The organism is Nocardia rosealba, assembly GCF_020216065.1.
Lineage (GTDB): Bacteria > Actinomycetota > Actinomycetes > Mycobacteriales > Mycobacteriaceae > Nocardia > Nocardia rosealba.
The window spans coordinates 515198-534572 of record NZ_JAIWNA010000003.1 but is presented as its reverse complement, the minus strand read 5'-3'; the positions used below and the strand labels follow the sequence as shown (position 1 = coordinate 534572).

Sequence of the window (19375 nt, the reverse complement as noted above, 5' to 3'; positions counted from 1 at the left end):
TGCTGCGGCGACCGGCTGACAGCTTGGATCGCGGCGGTCCGGGATCAGGCTCCCGGGAAGACGTTCGCGTTGCGGGCCTTGGGGAACTTGGTCGAGCGAGCGACCCAGCCCGCCATCTTGGCCCAGTGCCCCTTGGCGGGGGTGACCTTGGAGACCAGCTCGCGGTCCCACTCTTCGGTCTCGGTGAGCCCGTCGACGCGCTCGACGACGGCCTTGGCGGTCGCCAGATCGGCCACCACACGGTCCCCGAGGACGCCGTCCTCGCCGACGAGCGTGATGCGCACACCCTGCTCGCCGATGTACTGCAGCACGGCCGTGCCCGAACCGCCGTGCTCGGCGACGAACTTCGCGATGGACTTCTCGACCTCGGCGGGCACCTTCACGGCCTCGGGCGCGGCGGTTGTACTCATGGGCGAGAGTTTACCGGTCGGTAGTTTCGCGTCCACCCCCGAGTGACACCGAACACGGGGTGTACAAAGGGGACTCATGCGCGCGATTCAGGTTTCCGAGCACGGCGGTCCCGAAGTCCTGCGGTCGGTGGAGGTGGACGACCCGCGGATCGGCCCGAAACAACTGCTGGTCGACACCCAGGGCGTGGGTGTCAATTACATCGACATCTACTTCCGCACCGGCCTGTATCCGCAGGCCACACCCTATATCCCGGGCTCCGAGGGCACCGGTGTCGTCGCCGAGATCGGCGCCGAGGTCACCGAGTTCGCCGTCGGCGACCGGGTGGCGTGGGCGGCGGCGCCGGGCAGCTACGCGGAGAAGGTGGCCGTCGACGAGGCGGTGGCGGTGAAGGTGCCCGAAGGCGTGGAACCGGCCGTCGCCGCGGCGGCCCTGCTGCAGGGTATGACCGCGCACTACCTGGTCGAATCGGTGTTCACCCCCGAACCCGGCGACCCGGTCCTCGTCCACGCGGGCGCGGGCGGGGTGGGTCTGCTGCTCACTCAGCTGGCCGCCGCCAAGGGCGCGCGCGTGATCACCACGGTATCCACCGATGCCAAGGAGAAGCTCTCCCGCGAAGCCGGTGCCGCCGAGGTCCTGCGCTACGACGACGACCTCGCCGCCCGCGTCCGCGAACTCACCGACGGCCACGGCGTGGCGGCGGTCTACGACGGCGTCGGCGCGAGCACCTTCGAGGCGAGCCTCGCCTCGTTGCGGGTGCGCGGGACTCTCGCCCTGTTCGGCGCGGCCAGCGGTCCGGTACCGCCGTTGGACCCGCAGCGCCTCAACCCGGCCGGTTCGCTGTGGCTGACCCGCCCATCGCTGGGCGCCTACACCCGCGATCGTGCCGAATTCCTCTGGCGCGCAACCGATATCTTCGACGCCATCGCGGCGGGCACGCTGAACCTGCGCATCGGCGCCACCTATCCGCTCGCCGACGCCGCCGACGCCCACCGCGACCTCGCGGCCCGCAAGACCACCGGTTCGATCGTCCTGCTGCCGTAGACGCGAAACCGGCGGCCGGGCAATCACTGCCCGGCCGCCGGTTCGAGTTCGCGCGAAAAGTTACAGACCGACGATGCTGCCCAGCGTCGTCCAGCCGAGCACCGAGTCCACGGCCAGACCGCAGAACACCACGGCCAGATAGTTGTTGGACTGCAGGAACAGTCGCAGCGGCTTCACCGATTCACCCCGGCGCACACCCGCGTACAGCTGGTGCGCCATGAGCAGGAACCAGGCACCGGCGACCAGCGCGACGGCCGCGTAGATGACACCGGTCGCGGGGACGAGGGCGAGGGTGGCCAGCACCGTCAGCCAGGTGTAGATGACGATCTGCTTGGTGACGACCTGCTCGGTGGCGACCACCGGCAGCATCGGCACGCCCGCCGCGCGGTAGTCCTCCTTGTAGCGCATGGCCAGGGCCCAGGTGTGCGGCGGCGTCCAGAAGAAGATGACCGCGAACAGCACGATCGCAGGCCAGCCGATGTTCCCGGTGACCGCCGACCAGCCGACCAGCGCGGGCATACAGCCGGCCGCGCCACCCCACACCACATTCTGCGAGGTCCGACGCTTGAGGCCCTTGGTGTAGACGAAAACGTAGAACAGGATGGTCGCGACCACGAGCACACCGCTGAGCAGGTTGGCCTGCCACCACAGCCAGGCGAAGGAGATCGCGCCGAGCGCCAGGCCGAAGACCAGCGCGTGCGAGGTGGGCACCGCGTCGCGGGCCAGCGGGCGGCGCGCGGTCCGCTTCATCACCTTGTCGATGTCGGCGTCCGCGACACAGTTGAGGGTGTTGGCGCTTGCCGCGCCCATCCAGCCACCGAACAGGGTGACCAGGATCAGCCGGATGTCGACATTGCCCCGGTCGGCCAGGAGCATGGTCGGGATGGTCGCGACGAGCAGGAGCTCGATGACTCGCGGTTTGGTGAGCGCGATGTAGGCCAGCGGCTTACGCACGACCCGGGCGAACACGCTGTCGCCCGCCAGACGATCGGCGAGAGCCGTCGAGGAATCGTGCGCACCGCTACTACCCGGCTGGTTACCGATCCGCACTGTTTCTCCTCGCACGCTGTGCTTCGCATCCGGCATTGGAACGAGCAGCGCGCGGCTGCGGCGCGGCCACTACTACACACGATGGTAGACGGGTGACGGTGCCGCTCCACGCCAGGCCCCTGCCACCGTGGGCGCCGTCACCCGGGTCGCGCCGCCCGTCCGGCGGTGAACCGGTCCCGACGCGCAGGTGAACGACGTGCCGCGCGCCGCGCCGATTCCCGGCGACGACCCCCAGCGTGATCGTGGGACAGGCAACTAGACTCACACTCAGGGTTCGCGCCGATCAGGTGGAACAGCACCTCTAGGGTATTCCTGTACATCGGTACGCACCCCCGGCCGCGTGCGGTCCAGTACGACACCATCGCCGCTGCCATCTACTCGCCGTCGACGAAACCTAGGTCAGGAGAACCACGGTCGTGTCAGTCACAGACGACATTCGCGCCCTCACTCAGCGGAACTATCCCAGCGACTGGACGGACCTGGACACCAAGGCCGTCGATACCGCCCGTGTTCTCGCCGCCGACGCGGTGCAGAAGGCGGGCAACGGTCACCCGGGTACCGCGATGAGCCTCGCCCCCGTCGCCTACAGCCTCTTCCAGCGCGTCATGCGCCACAACCCGGCCGATCCGAGCTGGTCCGGCCGCGACCGCTTCGTGCTCTCGTGTGGGCATTCCAGCCTCACCCTCTACATCCAGCTGTACCTGGCCGGTTTCGGCCTCGAGCTGTCCGATCTCGAGCAACTGCGCCAGTGGGACTCGCTGACCCCGGGTCACCCCGAGTTCCGGCACACCGACGGTGTCGAGATCACCACCGGCCCACTCGGCCAGGGCCTCGCCTCCGCGGTCGGCATGGCGATGGCGGCCCGGCGCGAGCGCGGTCTGTTCGACCCCGACGCCCCGGAAGGCGCCAGCCCGTTCGATCACCACATCTTCGTCATCGCCTCCGACGGTGACATGCAGGAAGGTGTCACGGCCGAGGCGTCCTCGATCGCGGGTACCCAGCAGCTGGGCAACCTTGTGCTGATCTACGACGACAACGAGATCTCCATCGAGGACAACACCGACATCGCCTTCACCGAGGACGTGGCCGCGCGCTACGAGGCCTACGGCTGGCACGTGCAGACCGTCATGGGCGGCGAGGACGTGGTGGCGATCGAGGCGGCCATCGAGGCGGCCAAGGCGGTGACCGACAAGCCGTCGATCATCATCCTGCGCACCATCATCGGCTTCCCGGCCCCCTCCAAGATGAACACCGGTGGCGTGCACGGCGCGGCGCTCGGCCCCGACGAGGTCGCCGCGGTGAAGAAGGCGCTGGGCTTCGACCCGGACAAGTCCTTCGACGTCGACCCGGCCGTCATCGAGCACACTCGCAAGGCGCTCGAGCGCGGCACGGCGGCCCAGCAGGCCTGGCAGGCCGACTACGACGCCTGGGCCGCGGCGAACCCGTCGAACAAGGAACTGTTCGACCGCCTGCTCACCCGCTCGCTGCCCAAGGGCTGGACCGAGCACCTGCCCACCTTCGAGCCCGACCCGAAGGGCATGGCCACCCGCAAGGCCTCCGGCAAGGTGCTGGCCTCGCTCGCCGACGTGCTGCCCGAACTGTGGGGCGGTTCGGCCGACCTGGCCGAGTCCAACAACACCACCATGCCCGGCCAGCCCAGCTTCGGTCCCGAAGCCATCTCCACCGGCATGTGGAAGGCGCAGCCCTACGGCCGCACCCTGCACTTCGGTATCCGTGAGCACGCCATGGGCTCGATCCTCAACGGCATCGCCCTGCACGGCCCGACCCGCCCTTACGGCGGAACCTTCCTGGTGTTCTCCGACTACATGCGCCCGGCGGTTCGCCTGGCCGCGCTGATGCGGGTGCCCGCGATCTACGTGTGGACCCACGACTCCATCGGCCTCGGCGAGGACGGCCCGACGCACCAGCCGATCGAGCACCTGGCCGCGCTGCGCGCCATCCCCGGCCTCAACGTGGTCCGCCCCGGCGACGCCAACGAGACCGCCTACGCCTGGCGCACCATCCTCGAGCGCGACTCCGACGAGCACGCCTCGCACTTCCACACCTACGACGCTCCCCACCAGGACGGCCCGTCCGCGCTGGCGCTCACCCGCCAGGACGTGCCGACCCTCGAGGGCACCAGCTACGAGGGCGTGCGCAAGGGTGGCTACGTGCTGGCCGAGGCGTCCACCGGCACCCCGGAGCTGATCCTCGTCGGCACCGGTTCGGAGCTGCAGCTGGCCGTCGAAGCACGCACTACCCTGGAGGCACAGGGCATTCCGACCCGCGTGGTCTCGATGCCGTGTGTGGAATGGTTCGACGCACAGGACCAGGCCTACCGCGACGAGGTGTTCCCGCCCGCGGTCCGCGCCAGGGTCGTCGTCGAGGCCGGCATCGCGATGCCGTGGTACCGGCTCGTCGGTGACGCGGGCGAGATCGTGTCGATCGAGCACTTCGGCGCGTCCGCGAACTTCAAGAAGCTCTACAGCGAATTCGGTATCACCGCCGATGCCGTCGTCGCCGCCGCGCAGCGCACGCTCGACAAGGTGAAGGGGTAAAACCATGGCACAGAACGAGAATCTCGCCGCACTCGCGGCAGCGGGGGTCTCGGTGTGGCTCGACGATCTGTCCCGTGACCGCATCAAGTCCGGCAACCTCGCCGACCTGATCGCGACCAGGGGCGTCGTCGGCGTCACCACGAACCCGTCCATCTTCCAGGCCGCGCTCAGTGTCGGTCACGCCTACGACGCGCAGGTGAAAGACCTTGCGGCCCAGGGCGCCGACGCCGACGCGGCGATCCGCACCATCACCACCGACGACGTGCGCGCTGCCTGCGACGTGCTCGCCCCGGTGTTCGAGTCGACGGGCGGTGTCGACGGGCGCGTGTCGATCGAGGTCGACCCGCGCTTCGCCTTCGACGCCGACAAGACGGTCGCCCAGGCGATCGAGCTGTGGAAGATCGTCGACCGCAAGAATCTGTTCATCAAGATCCCGGCCACCGAGGCGGGCCTGCCCGCGATCACCTCGGTGATCGCCGAGGGCATCAGCGTGAACGTGACGCTGATCTTCTCGGTGCCGCGCTACCGCGCGGTGATGGGCGCCTACCTCGACGGTCTGCGGCAGGCCAAGGTCGCCGGCCACGACCTGGCCAAGATCCACTCGGTTGCGTCGTTCTTCGTCTCCCGTGTGGACACCGAGATCGACAAGCGGCTCGAGGCGATCGGCACCCCCGAGGCGCTCGCGCTGCGCGGCAAGGCGGGCGTGGCCAACGCCCGGCTGGCCTACGCCGAGTACCAGGACGTGTTCGACGGTGGGGCGCACACCTCCACCTACAACCACCTGGCCTCCCAGGGTGCCAACCGGCAGCGGCCGCTGTGGGCCTCCACCGGTGTGAAGAACCCGGACTACCCCGACACCCTGTACGTCACCGAGCTGGTCGGCCCGAACACGGTCAACACGCTGCCGGAGAAGACGCTGCAGGCCTTCGCCGACCACGGCGAGGTGCGGGGCGACACGCTCAGCGGCAAGGCCGTCGAAGCCGCGCAGGTGTTCAGCGACCTCGAGGCCGCCGGCATCGACCTGGCCGACGTGTTCGAGGTGCTCGAGCGCGAGGGTGTCGACAAGTTCGAGGCCTCCTGGGGTGAGCTGATCGACGCCACCACCGAGGAACTGCGCACCGCGGCGGCAGGGGGCAACTGAACTGATGGCCGGCACAGCAACGACGGACAAGGCGGGGCTGTGGCACAACCCGCTGCGCGACGAACGCGACAAACGGGTGCCTTTCATCGCGGGGCCCTGCTGCATGGTGATCTTCGGTGTCACCGGGGATCTGTCCCGTAAGAAGCTGATGCCGGCCATCTACGACCTGGCGAACCAGGGGCTGTTGCCCCCTGGTTTCGCCCTGGTCGGTTTCGCCCGGCGCAATTACGCCGACGAGGATTTCGCCGCGGTGGTGCTCAGCGCGGTGAAGCAGCACGCGCGCACCCCGTTCCGCCAGGAGGTCTGGGACCACCTGGCCGAGGGGTTGCGTTTCGTGCAGGGCAGTTTCGACGACGACACCGCCTTCGCCACCCTCGCCACCACTCTGAAGGACCTCGACGCCACCCGTGGCACCGGCGGCAATTACGCCTTCTACCTGTCGATTCCACCGAATATGTTCCCGGTGGTCCTCGACCAGCTCTCCGAACACGAACTGGCCAAGGCCGCCCCGCGCCCCGAGGGCTACACCCCGTGGCGGCGGGTGGTGATCGAGAAGCCCTTCGGGCACGACCTGGCCAGCGCCCAGGAACTCAACGCCCTGGTCAACCGGGTGTTCCCGGAGGAGCAGGTGTTCCGCATCGACCACTATCTCGGTAAGGAGACGGTGCAGAACATCCTGGCGTTGCGCTTCGCCAACGAACTCTACGAGCCGATCTGGAACGCCAATTTCGTCGACAGCGTGCAGATCACCATGGCCGAGGACATCGGACTGGGCGGGCGCGCGGGCTATTACGACGGCATCGGCGCCGCGCGCGACGTCATCCAGAACCACCTGCTGCAACTGCTGGCGCTGACCGCCATGGAGGAACCGACCTCCTTCGAACCGATGCAGCTCACCACCGAGAAGATCAAGGCGCTCTCGGCGACCAAACTCGTCGAACCACTCGACGAGACCACCGCGCGCGGCCAGTACACCGAGGGCTGGCAGGGCAGCGAACACGTGGTCGGCCTGCATCAGGAGGAGGGGTTCGACCCGCAGTCGCGCACCGAAACCTACGCCGCGATCACCCTGCACGTGGAGAACCGGCGCTGGGCCGGGGTGCCGTTCTACCTGCGCACCGGAAAACGCCTGGGCCGCAGGGTGACCGAGATCGCGGTGGTGTTCAAGCGCGCGCCGCACCTGCCCTTCGACCAGACCATGACCGAGGAGCTCGGCCAGAACGCTCTGGTCATCCGGGTGCAGCCGGACGAGGGCATCACCCTGCGTTTCGGTTCCAAGGTGCCCGGCTCGGGAATGGAGGTGCGCGATGTGAACATGGACTTCAGCTACGGCGAGGCGTTCACCGAGTCCTCCCCCGAGGCCTACGAACGCCTGATCCTGGACGTGCTGCTCGGCGTGCCGTCCCTGTTCCCCGTCAACGCGGAGGTCGAATTGTCCTGGCGCATCCTCGATCCGGTGATCGCGCACTGGGCCGCCGAGGGCAAACCCGAACCCTACGAGGCAGGCACCTGGGGTCCCACCTCGGCCGACGAGATGCTCGCGCGCAGCGGGCGCGAATGGCGGCGCCCGTGATCGTCGACATGCCCGACACCAACACCGTCGAGGTCGCCAAGCGGATGGTGCAGCTGCGCGAGTCCAACGGTGTCATCACCCAGGGCCGGGTGCTCACCCTTGTCGTGTGCACCCTCGATTCGTCCGAGGCCGAGGATGCCATCGACGCCGCCAACGACGCCAGCCGCGAACACCCCTGTCGCGTGATCGTGCTCGCCCGTGGCGACCGCGACGCCGAGACCAGGCTCGACGCCCAGATCCGCGTGGGCGGTGACGCCGGGGCGGCCGAGGTGATCGTGCTGCGGTTGCAGGGCCCGCTGGTGAACCACGAGAGCAGTGTGGTGACGCCGTTCTTGTTGCCCGACACCCCGGTGGTGGCGTGGTGGCCACGCGGCGCACCGGACTTTCCCTCCCAGGACTCGGTGGGCAAGCTGGCCAAGCGGCGCATCACCGACGCCACGTTCGCGCCCGATCCGCAGGCCGCGCTCGGCAAACGCTGTGCCTCCTACGCGCCCGGCGACACCGACCTGTCGTGGAGCCGCATCACCTACTGGCGGGCGCTGCTCGCGGCCGCGCTGGACGAGCCGCCGTTCGAACCGGTGCTGTCGGTGAGCGTGTCCGGGCTGGCCAGTGAGCCCGCGCTGGATACGCTGGCGGGGTGGTTGGCCGCGCGGCTGGACTGCCCGGTCGTCCGCAGGACCGGTGAGCTGCGGGTGGAGATCCGCCGGGCCACCGATTCGATCGCCATCGCTCGACCGCAATTGGGCAGGACGGCAACGCTGACCCGCACCGGTGCCCCCGACCAGCGAATCGCGCTGGCGCGCCGGGAAACTCGCGATTGTCTCGCCGAGGAACTGCGCCGGCTCGACGCCGACGAGATCTACGCCGAGGCGCTCGCCGGAATCGAAAAGGTGACCTATGAGTGACCGTATCGAGCTGCACGACGAGCTCGGCGAGGAATTCCCCGCCAACACCGTCGAGGTGCACGACGACAAGGAACTGCTCGCCGACGCCGCCGCCGAACGTTTCGTCGCCGTGATCGTCGCGGCCCAGGCCGAGCGCGGCAACGCCTCGGTGTCGCTCACCGGTGGCAGCGACGGCATCCGCCTGCTCGAGAAGGTGCGCCAAGCGCCCGGCGACATCGACTGGTCGAACCTGTACGTCTACTGGGGCGACGAGCGTTTCGTTCCCTCGGGCGACCCGGACCGCAACGAGCTGCAGGCGCGCGAGGCGCTGCTCGACTTCGTCCCGCTCGATCCCGCGAAGGTGTTCCCGATCGCCGCCTCCGACGGCCCGTACGGTTCGCCCGAGGAAGCCGCGGCCGCGTACGCCCAGCTGCTGCACACCGAGCTCGACGAGCGCGGCGACATCGACCTGACGGTGCTCGGCATGGGCCCCGAAGGACATATCGACTCGATCTTCCCGCACTCCCCCGCCGTCCGCGAGCAGACGGATTACGTTGTCGCGGTCCACGATTGCCCCAAGCCGCCACCCACCCGCGTCTCCCTCACCCTGCCCGCCGTGCACCGCTCCCGCCACGTGATGCTGGTGGTCAGCGGTGAAGGCAAGGCCGCCGCGGTAGCCGCCGCCGTCAACGGCGCCTCCCCCGACGACGTCCCCTCCGCAGGCGCGGTCGGCATCGAATCCACCACCTGGGTCATCGACGAAGCCGCCGCGACGGACCTGCTGGTCGACATAGACGACGAAGAAGAGTGACGCGCGACTGACGGTGCCGACCGGTTCGACATGATCGGCACCGTCAGCTTTGTCCGACCGCTCAGACGTCCAACGCCACTCTGGTCGATCCCGATCCCGATCTCGTCCGCGATCGCAGTGACCGTTGTCCGGATTTCCCGCTGCCCGAGCGCATGGACCGCCTCACATACCCGCACGATTCGTCCCTGGTCACACCCCCGATGTCCGCCGAAACGGACCGGCGCGCCTAGTGCCGGACGAGGTGGAACAGAATCTGTCCGGGCTTTCCTCTAGTGGCCGAGTCAGCCGTGGAGAAGGGGTCGCGGCGTTAGCATCGGGGCTCTCGGCATGGCGATCGGCGTCGGCTCGGCTGCGGGCGAGGAGTGGGCAATGGGCGAGGTGGGTAGAGGGTCGGTTGATCTGGATGCAGCGTTCCGGACGGCCGTGGTGGGGCTCGGGGCGGGGGCGGTCGATGCCGGGGCGGGGATCGATGCGGCGTTCGGGTTGGAGTTGTTCGAATCGCAGGTGGCGAGTAGGCATCTCGACCTGGCGGCGCGGCGGCTGGGGGTTGCCAGGCAGGGGTTCTACAGCATCGGGTCGTCGGGGCACGAGGGGAATGCGGCAGTGGCGGCGGCCTTGCGGGTGGATGATCCGGCTTTGCTGCACTATCGGTCCGGGGCGTTCTTCGTGCAGCGGTGCAAACGGGTGTCCGGCCTGGATCCGATCCGGGATGTGCTGCTCGGGGTGGTCGCGGCGGCGAGCGATCCGATCTCCGGTGGACGGCACAAGGTGTTCGGTAGCGCTGCGGCGTCGATCATTCCCCAGACCTCGACCATCGCCTCGCACCTACCCCGCGCCGTCGGCCTCGCGTTCGCGATAGAAAGAGCTGCCCGCCAAGGGATTTCGTGCCGGTGGCCCCGAGATGCCGTGGTGGTGTGCAGTTTCGGTGACGCCTCGGCCAACCACTCCACCGCGACCGGTGCGATCAATGCCGCCGTGCACGCCTCCCACCAGGGTGTGCCGATGCCCATCGTGTTCGTCTGCGAGGACAACGGGCTCGGGATCAGCGTGCCGACACCGGCCGACTGGATCGAGCGCGCCTACGGTCCACGCCCCGGCCTGACCTATCTCGCCGCCGACGGATGCGACCTGCCCGATGTGCTCGGTGCCGCCGAGGACGCGGTGCATCTGGCCCGCACCTGGCGGGTGCCGGTCTTCCTGCACATGCGCACGGTCCGGCTCGGCGGCCACGCGGGTTCGGATGTGGAGGCGGGCTACCGTGGCCCGGCCGATATCGCCGCCGACCTGGCCCGCGACCCCCTCCTCGGCACCGCCCGCTACCTGCTCGCCACCGGCGTCACCGACACATCCGACCTGCTCGCCCGCTACGACCGCATCGCCGACCGGGTGCGCGCGGTCAGCGACGAGGTGGTGCGCGAGGCGAGGCTGGATTCCGCGTCGGCCGTGATCGCTCCCCTCGCCCCGTCCCACCCGCCGGCCGTCCGCGCGGACGTTCTCCGTACGCCGAAGCCCGCCATCGGCACCACGACGACGCCCCGGACCACACTCACACCCACCATCAGCCCCAGGATGACCCTCGCCCAGGCGATCAACCACACCCTCGGTGAACTCCTCGCCCGCGACCCCGACGTGCTGGTCTTCGGTGAAGACGTGGGCCGCAAGGGCGGGGTGTACGGGGTGACGAAGGGTCTGCGGAAGCGATTCGGGGCACGGCGGGTGTTCGACACCTTGCTCGACGAGCAGGCCGTACTCGGCACCGCGCTCGGTACGGCGCTGGCCGGGTTCGTGCCGATTCCGGAGATCCAGTACCTGGCGTATGTGCACAATGCGGCCGATCAGATCCGGGGCGAAGCGGCGACGCTGCAGTTCTTCTCGGCCGGGCGGTACCGCAATCCGATGGCGGTCCGCATCGCGGGTTTGGCCTACCAGAAGGGTTTCGGCGGGCACTTCCACAACGACAATTCCCTTGCGGCGCTTCGGGACATCCCCGGTGTGGTGGTGGCCGTCCCCGCCCGCGCCGACGATGCTGCCGCACTGTTGCGGACGTGCGTCTCGGCGGCGCGGGTGGACGGCCGGGTCTGCGTGTTCGTCGAACCGATCGCCCTGTATCACACCCGCGACCTGCATCCCGGCGACGACGGATGGCTCGCCTCGCCCACCACCGAACACGTCCCGATCGGGAGCGCCCGCGTCTACGGCGACGGCACCGATCTCACCATCGTCACCTTCGGCAACGGTGTCCCGATGAGTTTGCGCACCGCCGATCGACTCGCGGACCGGGGGGTGCGCGCCCGCGTCCTCGATCTGCGGTGGCTGAATCCGTTGCCGATCACGGACCTGCTCGAGCAGGCCGTCGCGACGGGCCGGGTGCTGGTGGCCGACGAGACCCGCCACAGCGGCGGCGTGTCCGAATCGGTCTACGCCGCGCTCCTCGACGCCGGCTACCGCGGCACCCTCGCCCGCGTCACGAGCCTCGACAGTTTCGTGCCGCTCGGCCCCGCCGCGGACACCGTGCTGCTGAGCGAAACGGACATCGAAAAGGCGGCGCTGGCCCTCCTGCACTGAATTTGGTCCCCTTTGCGAGGAATTCGCCGAATCCTGTCGACAAGTACGCGATCGGCGCGGTTTGGTGACCGCGCGCCGGGTACACGCCGCACACACTCGCCTACTCGGAGGATTTCGTCATGAGGACAGGGCTTACACGTTTCGGCATCGCGACGGTGGCGGCAGCGGCGGTCGCCGCGGGTGCGGGGCAGGCCGCGGCGGCACCGGCGACGGTGTCGATCGACGGCAGTATGCAGGTACTCGGGTTGAACATCCTGCACGTCGACGCGCAAGGACAGGGCGACGGGCCCGCCACGGGTACCTACGTCGCCACCGGGCAGTTCGGGAACATGCCGTTGCCGGTGAAGGTCACCGGGCCGGTGACGTGCCTGCGGGTTCAGGGCAACAAGGTGTCGCTGGTGTATCCGATCACCACCGCCGAACCGGTGATGCTGTTCGCACCGGATTCGATGGCCATCCAGATCACGGTGGCCAAGGGCGAGAACGGTGCCTCCAACATGATCGGCTACGGCGTACCGATGCCGACCAGCTCGTTCACCGACTGTCTGCCCGGCGCGACGCCGCTGATGTTCGACGGAACGATCGACATCAGCTGACCCGACCCCTCTTGCCGGGGCGCGCGTCCGCCGCCTCGGCTGCCCTCCGGGGACACACCCGCCGCCGAAAACGGGCCGCGGGCACGCCATGTGCCGTAGGTTTGCCGGGAACATTTCAGCGGTGCGGTGTCAACCCATGGAGGCGTGTTCACGGTGCGGTCGGATGTCGGGGTCACCTGCCCACTGTCCCAAGCGCAATGGAGCTGGTGGCTGGCCCAGCAGTTGCACCCCGAGGTCCCCGCCACGGTCGCGATGTACCTGGATCTGACCGGCGCGGCCGACCTCGACCTGCTCGTCCGCTGCACCCGGCGGGCCGCCGCCGAATTCGAATCTCCCCATGTGCGGCTCACTCTCGTGGACGGCATCCCGCACCAATTCGTCGACTCCGCGACTCCGCTGGCCTTCGACATCGTCGACCTGTCCACCGCCCCCGACGCCGTCGCGGTGGCTCTCGACCACATGGAACGCGACCACAGCGCCCCTCTCGACCCGCTCGCCCCCGATCTGACCGTCGCCTCGATCTTCATCATCACCCCCACCCGCCACCTGCTGTACCTGCGCAGCCACCACATCGTCCTCGACGGTATGGGCGCCGCCGCCCTCCTCGCCCGAACGGGCGACCTCTACCGCACCGCCCTCCGAGAGACGAGCGTCCTCGACGAATCGCAGCACGCCGCCCCACAGCCGAGCAGGGCAGCCAAGTCGGACCAAAGACCGTTGACAGTCGCGCAATTGCTGGAAGAGGACCGCGCCTACAAAGCATCCTCCCGCGCCGAAGCCGACCGCAGCTACTGGCGTCAGCAGTTGACCCGGGTCGGTGAGCCGGTGAGCTTGACACGCCGGGCGGCGGCACCCGCGCCCCGCCCGCATCAGGTGAACACCACCCTCGATGCCGGAACCGTGCGGCAGCTCGCGGACGCCAAGGCCCGGCACGGTGCGACGTTCCCGGAGCTGGTCATCGCCGCTTTCGCCGGCTATCTGGCGCGGATGACCGGGAGCGCGGAGGTGACCCTGACCATCCCGGTCACCGCGCGACCGACCGCCGTGCTGCGCCGTTCGGCGGGTTCGATGTCGAATGTGGTTCCGCTGCGGCTGTCCGGATTGGACGACATCACCGTCGGCGCTGTCATCGCGCAGGTGCGGGCGGCGGTGATCGGGGCGTTGCGTCATCAACGGCACCGGCACGAGGACATCCGCGGCGACCACCCCACCCTGCGGGAGGGGTTCGGTCCGGTGGTCAACACCCTCGCCTTCACCGAGCCCTTACACCTGGGCCCGCTGTCGGGTCAGGTGCGTTTGCTCGCCCTGGGTCCGGTCACGGATCTGCATGTCAACGGCTACCAGATCGGCCCGGACGAGGTCTCCATCGACTTCCAGGCCAACCCCGCCCGCTACTCCCACGACGCCGTCCTCACCCACCACGGCACGTTCCTCACCTACTTCACCCACTTCCTCACCGCCCACCCCCACGACTCCATCACCATGCACGCCCCGACCGCCGCTTCCATGCGGTCACCGAACTGGTTGTCCCCCAATGCGGTACGCCCGAACACAGCATCACGAACCCTGCCCGAACTCCTGCGCTCAGCTCTCTCGACACCACACCGAGCCGACACACTGCGACCGGCACCGCAGACGGACACCTGGCCACCGACACAGTCAACCCGCTACGCCCCGCCGACGGCGGGCAACAACGCTACCTGTGAATCCGCGTATTCCGCAGTCGCACTGCAAGATCGGGATCGTACGCTCACCTACTCCGAGCTGGACGAGATCTCGTCGCGGTGGGCCCGGGCACTCCTCGTACGCGGCGCCGGGCCCGGGGCATTCGTCGTCGTCGCGATTCCGCGTTCGCTGGAATCGGTGGTGGCGTTGTGGGCGGTGGCGAAGACCGGGGCCTGCTTCGTCCCCGTCGATCCGGACGAACCCGCGAACCGGTTGTCCACCATCATCGCGCGCTGTGGGGCACGGCTCGGGGTGACGGTTTCGTGGGTGAGCGTCGGCTGCGACGCGATCACCTGGCTCGCCATCGACGACCCGGCCGAGGCGAACCGCTACCCGGGTACCCCGGTCGGTGACCACGATCGTCCTCGGCCGCTGCTGCCGGGTGATCCGGCCTACGTGATCCACACCTCGGGCACCACCGGCACACCCAAAGGTGTCGTCGTCGCTCACCACGCACTGGGTGATCTCACCGACTACCTGCTGAAACAGTATGCGCTGGAACGTGATTCGGTCCTTCTACACTCCCACAGCGCCACCTACGACGCGCACCTGCTCGAGCTGCTCGCCGGTTTCGCGGCAGGTGCCCGGGTGGTTGTCGCCCCGCCGACGGTCGTGGCCGGTCAGGAAATGGCCGAGCTGATCCGCGCTACCGGCTGCACCGTCTTCCAGACAGCGCCCGCCGTGCTCGCCACGCTGTCACCCGAGCAACTCCCGACCGTCGAGGTCGTCGCGATCGGTGGCGAGGCGTGCCCGGCGGCGCTGATGGCCGAGTGGGCAACGCGGGTGCGGTTGTTCAACGGGTACGGGCCGACCGAGACCACCATCATGGTGACCGAGACGGATGCCATGCGCCCCGACGGCGCGGTGACGGTGGGTCATCCCCTCCCGGGCGTGTCCGCGTGGGTCCTCGATACGCGCCTGCGGCAGGCGCCGGTCACTGCGCGGGGTGAGCTGTATGTGGGCGGCGCGTGTGTCGCCGACGGCTATCTGAACGACCCGGCCGCCACCGCGTCACGTTTCGTCGCCGACCCGTTCGGTGACGGCTCCCGCCTGTACCGCACCGGCGATCTGGTCAGTGCGCGACCCGACGGAGAGTTCGAATTCTTCGGCAGGCTCGACGCCCAGCTCGAGGTCCACGGCCGGCGTATCGAACCCGCGGAGATCGAGGCGACGCTGCTCACCGAACCCGAGATCGCCTACGCCGTGGTCACCGTCGCCGATGCGGGCACACCGGGCGCGCGCCTGATCGGCTACGTGGTTCCAGTACCGGGAAGGCACGTCGACACCGCCGCCGTCCTGGCCCGATTGCGTGCCGCACTGCCGCAAGCCATCGTCCCGACCACCCTGATCGAACTCGAGCGACTTCCCCTGGGCGGCAACGGGAAAGTCGTGCGCTCCGCCCTCCCCGCACCGACGATCACCACGAACCCCACCCGTCCACCGGCCACCGAGCTCCAACGCCTGATCGCCGACCGCATCGCCGCAACGCTCGGCACCCCCGTCGGCCTCGACGACGACTTCTTCGAACTCGGCGGCAATTCTCTTCTCGGCGTGCTGGTTTCGTCCGACATCGCCGCCGCGACCGGCGTCCCCGTCACCGTGCGCTGGCTCTACACCAGCCCGACCGTGCAGGCGCTGGCCGAACGCATCGCCACCTTCGACGGTCACAGCGGCGACGACGACGCCCTCGGCACCGTTCTCGTCCTGCGCCGCAGGGGTTCTCGCCCACCCCTGTTCTGCGTGCACTCCGCGGTGCCGCTGGCGTGGTGCTACGCGGGCCTGGCCGGGTATCTGCCCGACCGCCCCGTCTACGGCCTGCAGGCCACCGAACTCACCGGCACCCCGACCATCGACGACCTGGTCGAGCACTACCTCGCCGCCATCCTCGAACTCCGACCCGACGGCCCGTACCACCTGCTCGGCTGGTCGCTGGGCGGCCAGATCGCCCACGCCCTCGCCGTCCGCCTGCGCGACACCGGCGCCCGGGTCGGCGTGCTGACCATGCTCGACAGCGTCGTCTACACCCCGGAGGAACCACCCACGCCGCGCATGCGCGACCTGCTGACCCACCTGCTCGGCGACGAACCCGACGACGCCGACGCTGCCCCCGAGGTCACCGCCACCGAAGCGGCCGCGATCCTCGCGAGCACGAAAACCTCCTTCGGCACCGGACTTTCGGCCAGCCAGCTCGAACGCCTGCACCGGGGTTATCTCGCGGGTGTGCGGTTGTCGCACACCTACCGCCCCGCGCGCTTCGACGGTGGCCTGCTGTATTTCTCGGCGACGCGCGGCGTGACCGCGATGTTCGACGCCGACATGTGGCAGCCGTTCGTCACGGGCAAGGTGGTCGAGCATCCGGTCGAGGCCACCCACGCCCAGCTCACCAACACTTCGGTCTTGGCCCACATCGGCCCGCTGCTCGCTCGTCACCTCGACCGGGTGGAAGAACCTTCCGAACCGGCACTCGCGACTACCGCAGCCGACGAGCCGTGGTGATCACCACCCCGAAAACCGGTACCACACACCGTCATACGGTCGGTAGGTCTCGTCGTACTCACCGGTCGGCTCGGGTGCGCCGCCGGGCAGATAGGCGAAGCCGACCCTGCCGATGAGCTCGCCGGGGGTGCGGAAGAGGCATCCGCCGTCTTCCCGGTAAACCTTCGTCACGGTGAACACGCCGATGCGCTGGTCGTCGGTGGACGACTCACACGCCTGCGCGGCGCGTTCGAAGTCCGCTTTGGACAGGGACCAACCGAATCGCTGCGTGGCACCTGTTCCGCCGAGCACCGCGGTGAGCACAACGATCACCGGTGCGACCACGGTCAGCCAGGTCCCACGAAAAGCCACCAACCCGACGATCCCGAACGCGAACCACAGCACACCGACTGCAACGAGCACCACGAAGGCGACCAGCAGGCGTTCGATCGGCCCATCGACCATTTCCTGCCAGAACACGACCCCACAGCACAGTGCGGTCGCGACCGCGATGCAGCGCATGACGACGGTCCACCAGGTCGGCACCGGCCGACGGGATCGCACGACTCCCCCAGAGTTCATGACCGTCACCGTACGTGGCGGATCACCCCTGCGGAATCAGGAGAACTTGATCTCCAGGCCGATACCGAGAATGGCGATCAGCCAGACGATGCCGACGAAGATGGTGACACGGTCGAGGTTCTTCTCGACGACGGTGGAACCCGACAGGCTCGACTGCACGCCGCCACCGAAGAGGCTGGACAGGCCGCCGCCCTTGGCGCGGTGCAGCAGCACCAGCAGCACCAACAGCACGCTGGTGATCACAAGGAGGATATCGAGGAACAGCGACATGGCGACCATCCTAGGTGCTGGGCGGGCGCCCGGTCTAACCAGGCTCGACAGCGACCAGATGCGAGACGGTCTCGGGGCCCGCGGCGTAGTGCGCCACGGCCTGTTCGATCTCGCGATCACGCGCGGTGAGCCGCACCTGATGCTGATGCATATGCTCGGCCCACGAGCGCACGACGAACGCCTCGACGAACCGGTCGACGGTCCCGACGTCGCGATACAGCCGCCACTCCATCGCCCCCGTGCGCTGTCGCGACCGTCCGACCAGGGCCATCGCGTCGGTGAAGGCCGGTACGTCCTCCGGCGGCACGTCGTAACCGCGCAGCACGAGCACGGGCCCGTCGGTGGGGTCGGGTTCGACGACGAGTTGCGGTTCGGGCCAGTACGCGGCCGGTGAGAGGTCGATCTCCTCGACGTTGTGCCGGATCGGCCACCACACCGTGCTCACCGCGCACGCCCCGAGCAGCACCGCCGCGATCAGCAATGCGGTGACGGCGCCGTAGGCCCCGGCGACCAGACCCCACAGCAGCGAGCCGATGGCCTGCCCACCCATGAACACCAGCATGTACACCGACAGCCCGCGGGCACGCACCCAGGCGGGCAGCAGCAACTGCATGGTCGAGTTCAGTGTCGACATGGCGAGCAGCCAGGCCAGCCCGGCGCCGACGAGCAGCACGAGCACCAGCACGACACTGTGCACCAGCGCGGTCGCCACCGCACCGATCCCGAACAGCACGGCGGCCAGCGCCAACCGCTGAGTCGGCGTGAACAGCACCCGCAACCGCGACAACCCGAGTGCACCGCACACCGCACCGAGCCCGAGCGCGCCGAGCAGCAGACCGTACCCGTCGGAGGCCAGCCCGAGCCGGTCGTGCGCGATCACCGGAAGCAGAGACCACACCGCACTCGCGGGCGCGATGAACAGAATGGAGCGGAACAACACCCGCCGGATGGCGGGCGCGGCCCGGATGAACCGGGTGCCCGCCTGCAATGCGGCCAGCGGACGTTCGCTCGGCAGCGAGCGCACCCGGACCGGCCATTTCGACGCCAGCAACACCGCGACGATGCCGACGAACGAGAGCGTGTTGAACCCGAACACCACCGTCGGCCCGGCCACCGAAACCAGCACACCCGCCACGGCGGGTCCGACCGCGCGACCGATGTTCACGCTCATACTGCCCAGCGCCGCCACCGAGGTGATCTGGTCGCGCGGCACGAGCTCGGGCTGGATCGCCTGCCACGCGGGTGCGGTGAGCGCCTGACCGCAGCCGAGCAGGAACAACAGCGTGAGCAGCACCGCGGGCGTGGTGTGGCCGGTCGCGGTGAAGACGGTCAACGTCAGCGAGGCCACCGCCATGCCTGCCTGCGCGCCGAGCAGCAACCGCCGCCGATCGATCAGATCCGCCAGCACCCCGGACGGAATGGACAGCAACATCACCGGCAGCGTGATCGCGGTCTGCACGAACGAGACGAGCACTGCGGCATTGGGTTGGTCGACGAGAATCCACTGTGCGCCGACGGTCTGCATCCAGGTGCCCAGATTCGACACGAGCTGCGCGATCCACAACGCCCGGAACACCGGCGACCGCAGCGGAGCCCAGGTCGACACCCGCTCACCCGCCACACCCGTCACATTCCCGAGCATATCCCCGGCCCCCCACCTGGACGCACGCTCACCACGCTGTGGTGGCGGCAT

General features: G+C 68.9%; 14 protein-coding genes. 9 read left to right on the top strand and 5 right to left on the bottom strand.

Going from position 1 to position 19375, the window contains the following annotated elements; all coding sequences use genetic code 11:
* Positions 1–44: 44 nt before the first annotated feature.
* A complete protein-coding gene (locus LDL21_RS15950; protein ID WP_225280686.1) occupies positions 45–410 on the bottom strand; it encodes a hypothetical protein in 366 nt (121 codons plus the stop codon).
* Between the two features lie 76 nt (positions 411–486).
* Here LDL21_RS15950 and LDL21_RS15945 point away from each other — a divergent pair, with 76 nt between their 5' ends.
* Positions 487–1452 (top strand): quinone oxidoreductase family protein, encoded by a 966-nt coding sequence (locus tag LDL21_RS15945; RefSeq protein WP_225280685.1) that lies wholly within the window; start codon positions 487–489, stop codon positions 1450–1452.
* Positions 1453–1512: 60 nt separating this feature from the next.
* Here LDL21_RS15945 and LDL21_RS15940 read toward each other — a convergent pair whose 3' ends face one another.
* Positions 1513–2502, bottom strand: a complete 990-nt coding sequence (locus LDL21_RS15940; protein WP_067493681.1) for a heme o synthase — start codon at positions 2500–2502, stop codon at positions 1513–1515.
* A 416-nt stretch (positions 2503–2918) separates the two neighbouring features.
* On the opposite strand from LDL21_RS15940, the gene tkt reads away from it, so the two are divergent.
* The 8 genes from tkt (at position 2919) to LDL21_RS15900 (ending at position 16851) form a co-directional block, all read left to right on the top strand.
* On the top strand, positions 2919–5060 hold the full coding sequence (gene tkt / locus LDL21_RS15935; protein ID WP_225280684.1) for a transketolase: 2142 nt from the start codon (positions 2919–2921) through the stop codon (positions 5058–5060).
* A gap of 4 nt (positions 5061–5064) precedes the next feature.
* A complete protein-coding gene (tal, locus tag LDL21_RS15930; RefSeq protein ID WP_067493676.1) occupies positions 5065–6201 on the top strand; it encodes a transaldolase in 1137 nt (378 codons plus the stop codon).
* A gap of 4 nt (positions 6202–6205) precedes the next feature.
* Entirely contained in the window at positions 6206–7774 is a 1569-nt protein-coding gene (zwf, locus tag LDL21_RS15925; protein ID WP_181698048.1) for a glucose-6-phosphate dehydrogenase, read from the top strand.
* Positions 7771–8679: a glucose-6-phosphate dehydrogenase assembly protein OpcA gene (opcA, locus tag LDL21_RS15920; protein WP_067636576.1), complete on the top strand. Its 909-nt coding sequence runs from the start codon at positions 7771–7773 to the stop codon at positions 8677–8679. The genes zwf and opcA overlap by 4 nt, the downstream gene beginning before the upstream one ends.
* On the top strand, positions 8672–9469 hold the full coding sequence (pgl, locus tag LDL21_RS15915) for a 6-phosphogluconolactonase (protein ID WP_084456401.1): 798 nt from the start codon (positions 8672–8674) through the stop codon (positions 9467–9469). Before opcA ends, pgl begins: the two co-directional genes overlap by 8 nt.
* A gap of 369 nt (positions 9470–9838) precedes the next feature.
* Positions 9839–12034, top strand: a complete 2196-nt coding sequence (locus LDL21_RS15910; protein WP_372462193.1) for a thiamine pyrophosphate-dependent enzyme — start codon at positions 9839–9841, stop codon at positions 12032–12034.
* Between the two features lie 119 nt (positions 12035–12153).
* Entirely contained in the window at positions 12154–12630 is a 477-nt protein-coding gene (locus LDL21_RS15905) for a hypothetical protein (protein ID WP_225280682.1), read from the top strand.
* 144 nt (positions 12631–12774) lie between these two features.
* Positions 12775–16851, top strand: coding sequence for a non-ribosomal peptide synthetase (locus LDL21_RS15900; RefSeq protein ID WP_225280681.1), 4077 nt, complete (start codon positions 12775–12777; stop codon positions 16849–16851).
* Here LDL21_RS15900 and LDL21_RS15895 read toward each other — a convergent pair whose 3' ends face one another.
* The 3 genes from LDL21_RS15895 to LDL21_RS15885 are packed head-to-tail and all read right to left on the bottom strand — an operon-like array spanning position 16852 to position 19324.
* Positions 16852–17412: a hypothetical protein gene (locus tag LDL21_RS15895; RefSeq protein ID WP_225280680.1), complete on the bottom strand. Its 561-nt coding sequence runs from the start codon at positions 17410–17412 to the stop codon at positions 16852–16854.
* 36 nt (positions 17413–17448) lie between these two features.
* The gene (gene secG, locus LDL21_RS15890) at positions 17449–17682 is read right to left on the bottom strand and encodes a preprotein translocase subunit SecG (protein ID WP_067493884.1); all 234 of its coding nucleotides are present in this window, start codon (positions 17680–17682) and stop codon (positions 17449–17451) included.
* 34 nt (positions 17683–17716) lie between these two features.
* Positions 17717–19324 carry an MFS transporter gene (locus LDL21_RS15885; RefSeq protein ID WP_372462186.1) on the bottom strand — a complete coding sequence of 536 codons (1608 nt, stop codon included), beginning with the start codon at positions 19322–19324 and terminating at the stop codon, positions 17717–17719.
* Between the last annotated feature and the right edge of the window lie 51 nt (positions 19325–19375).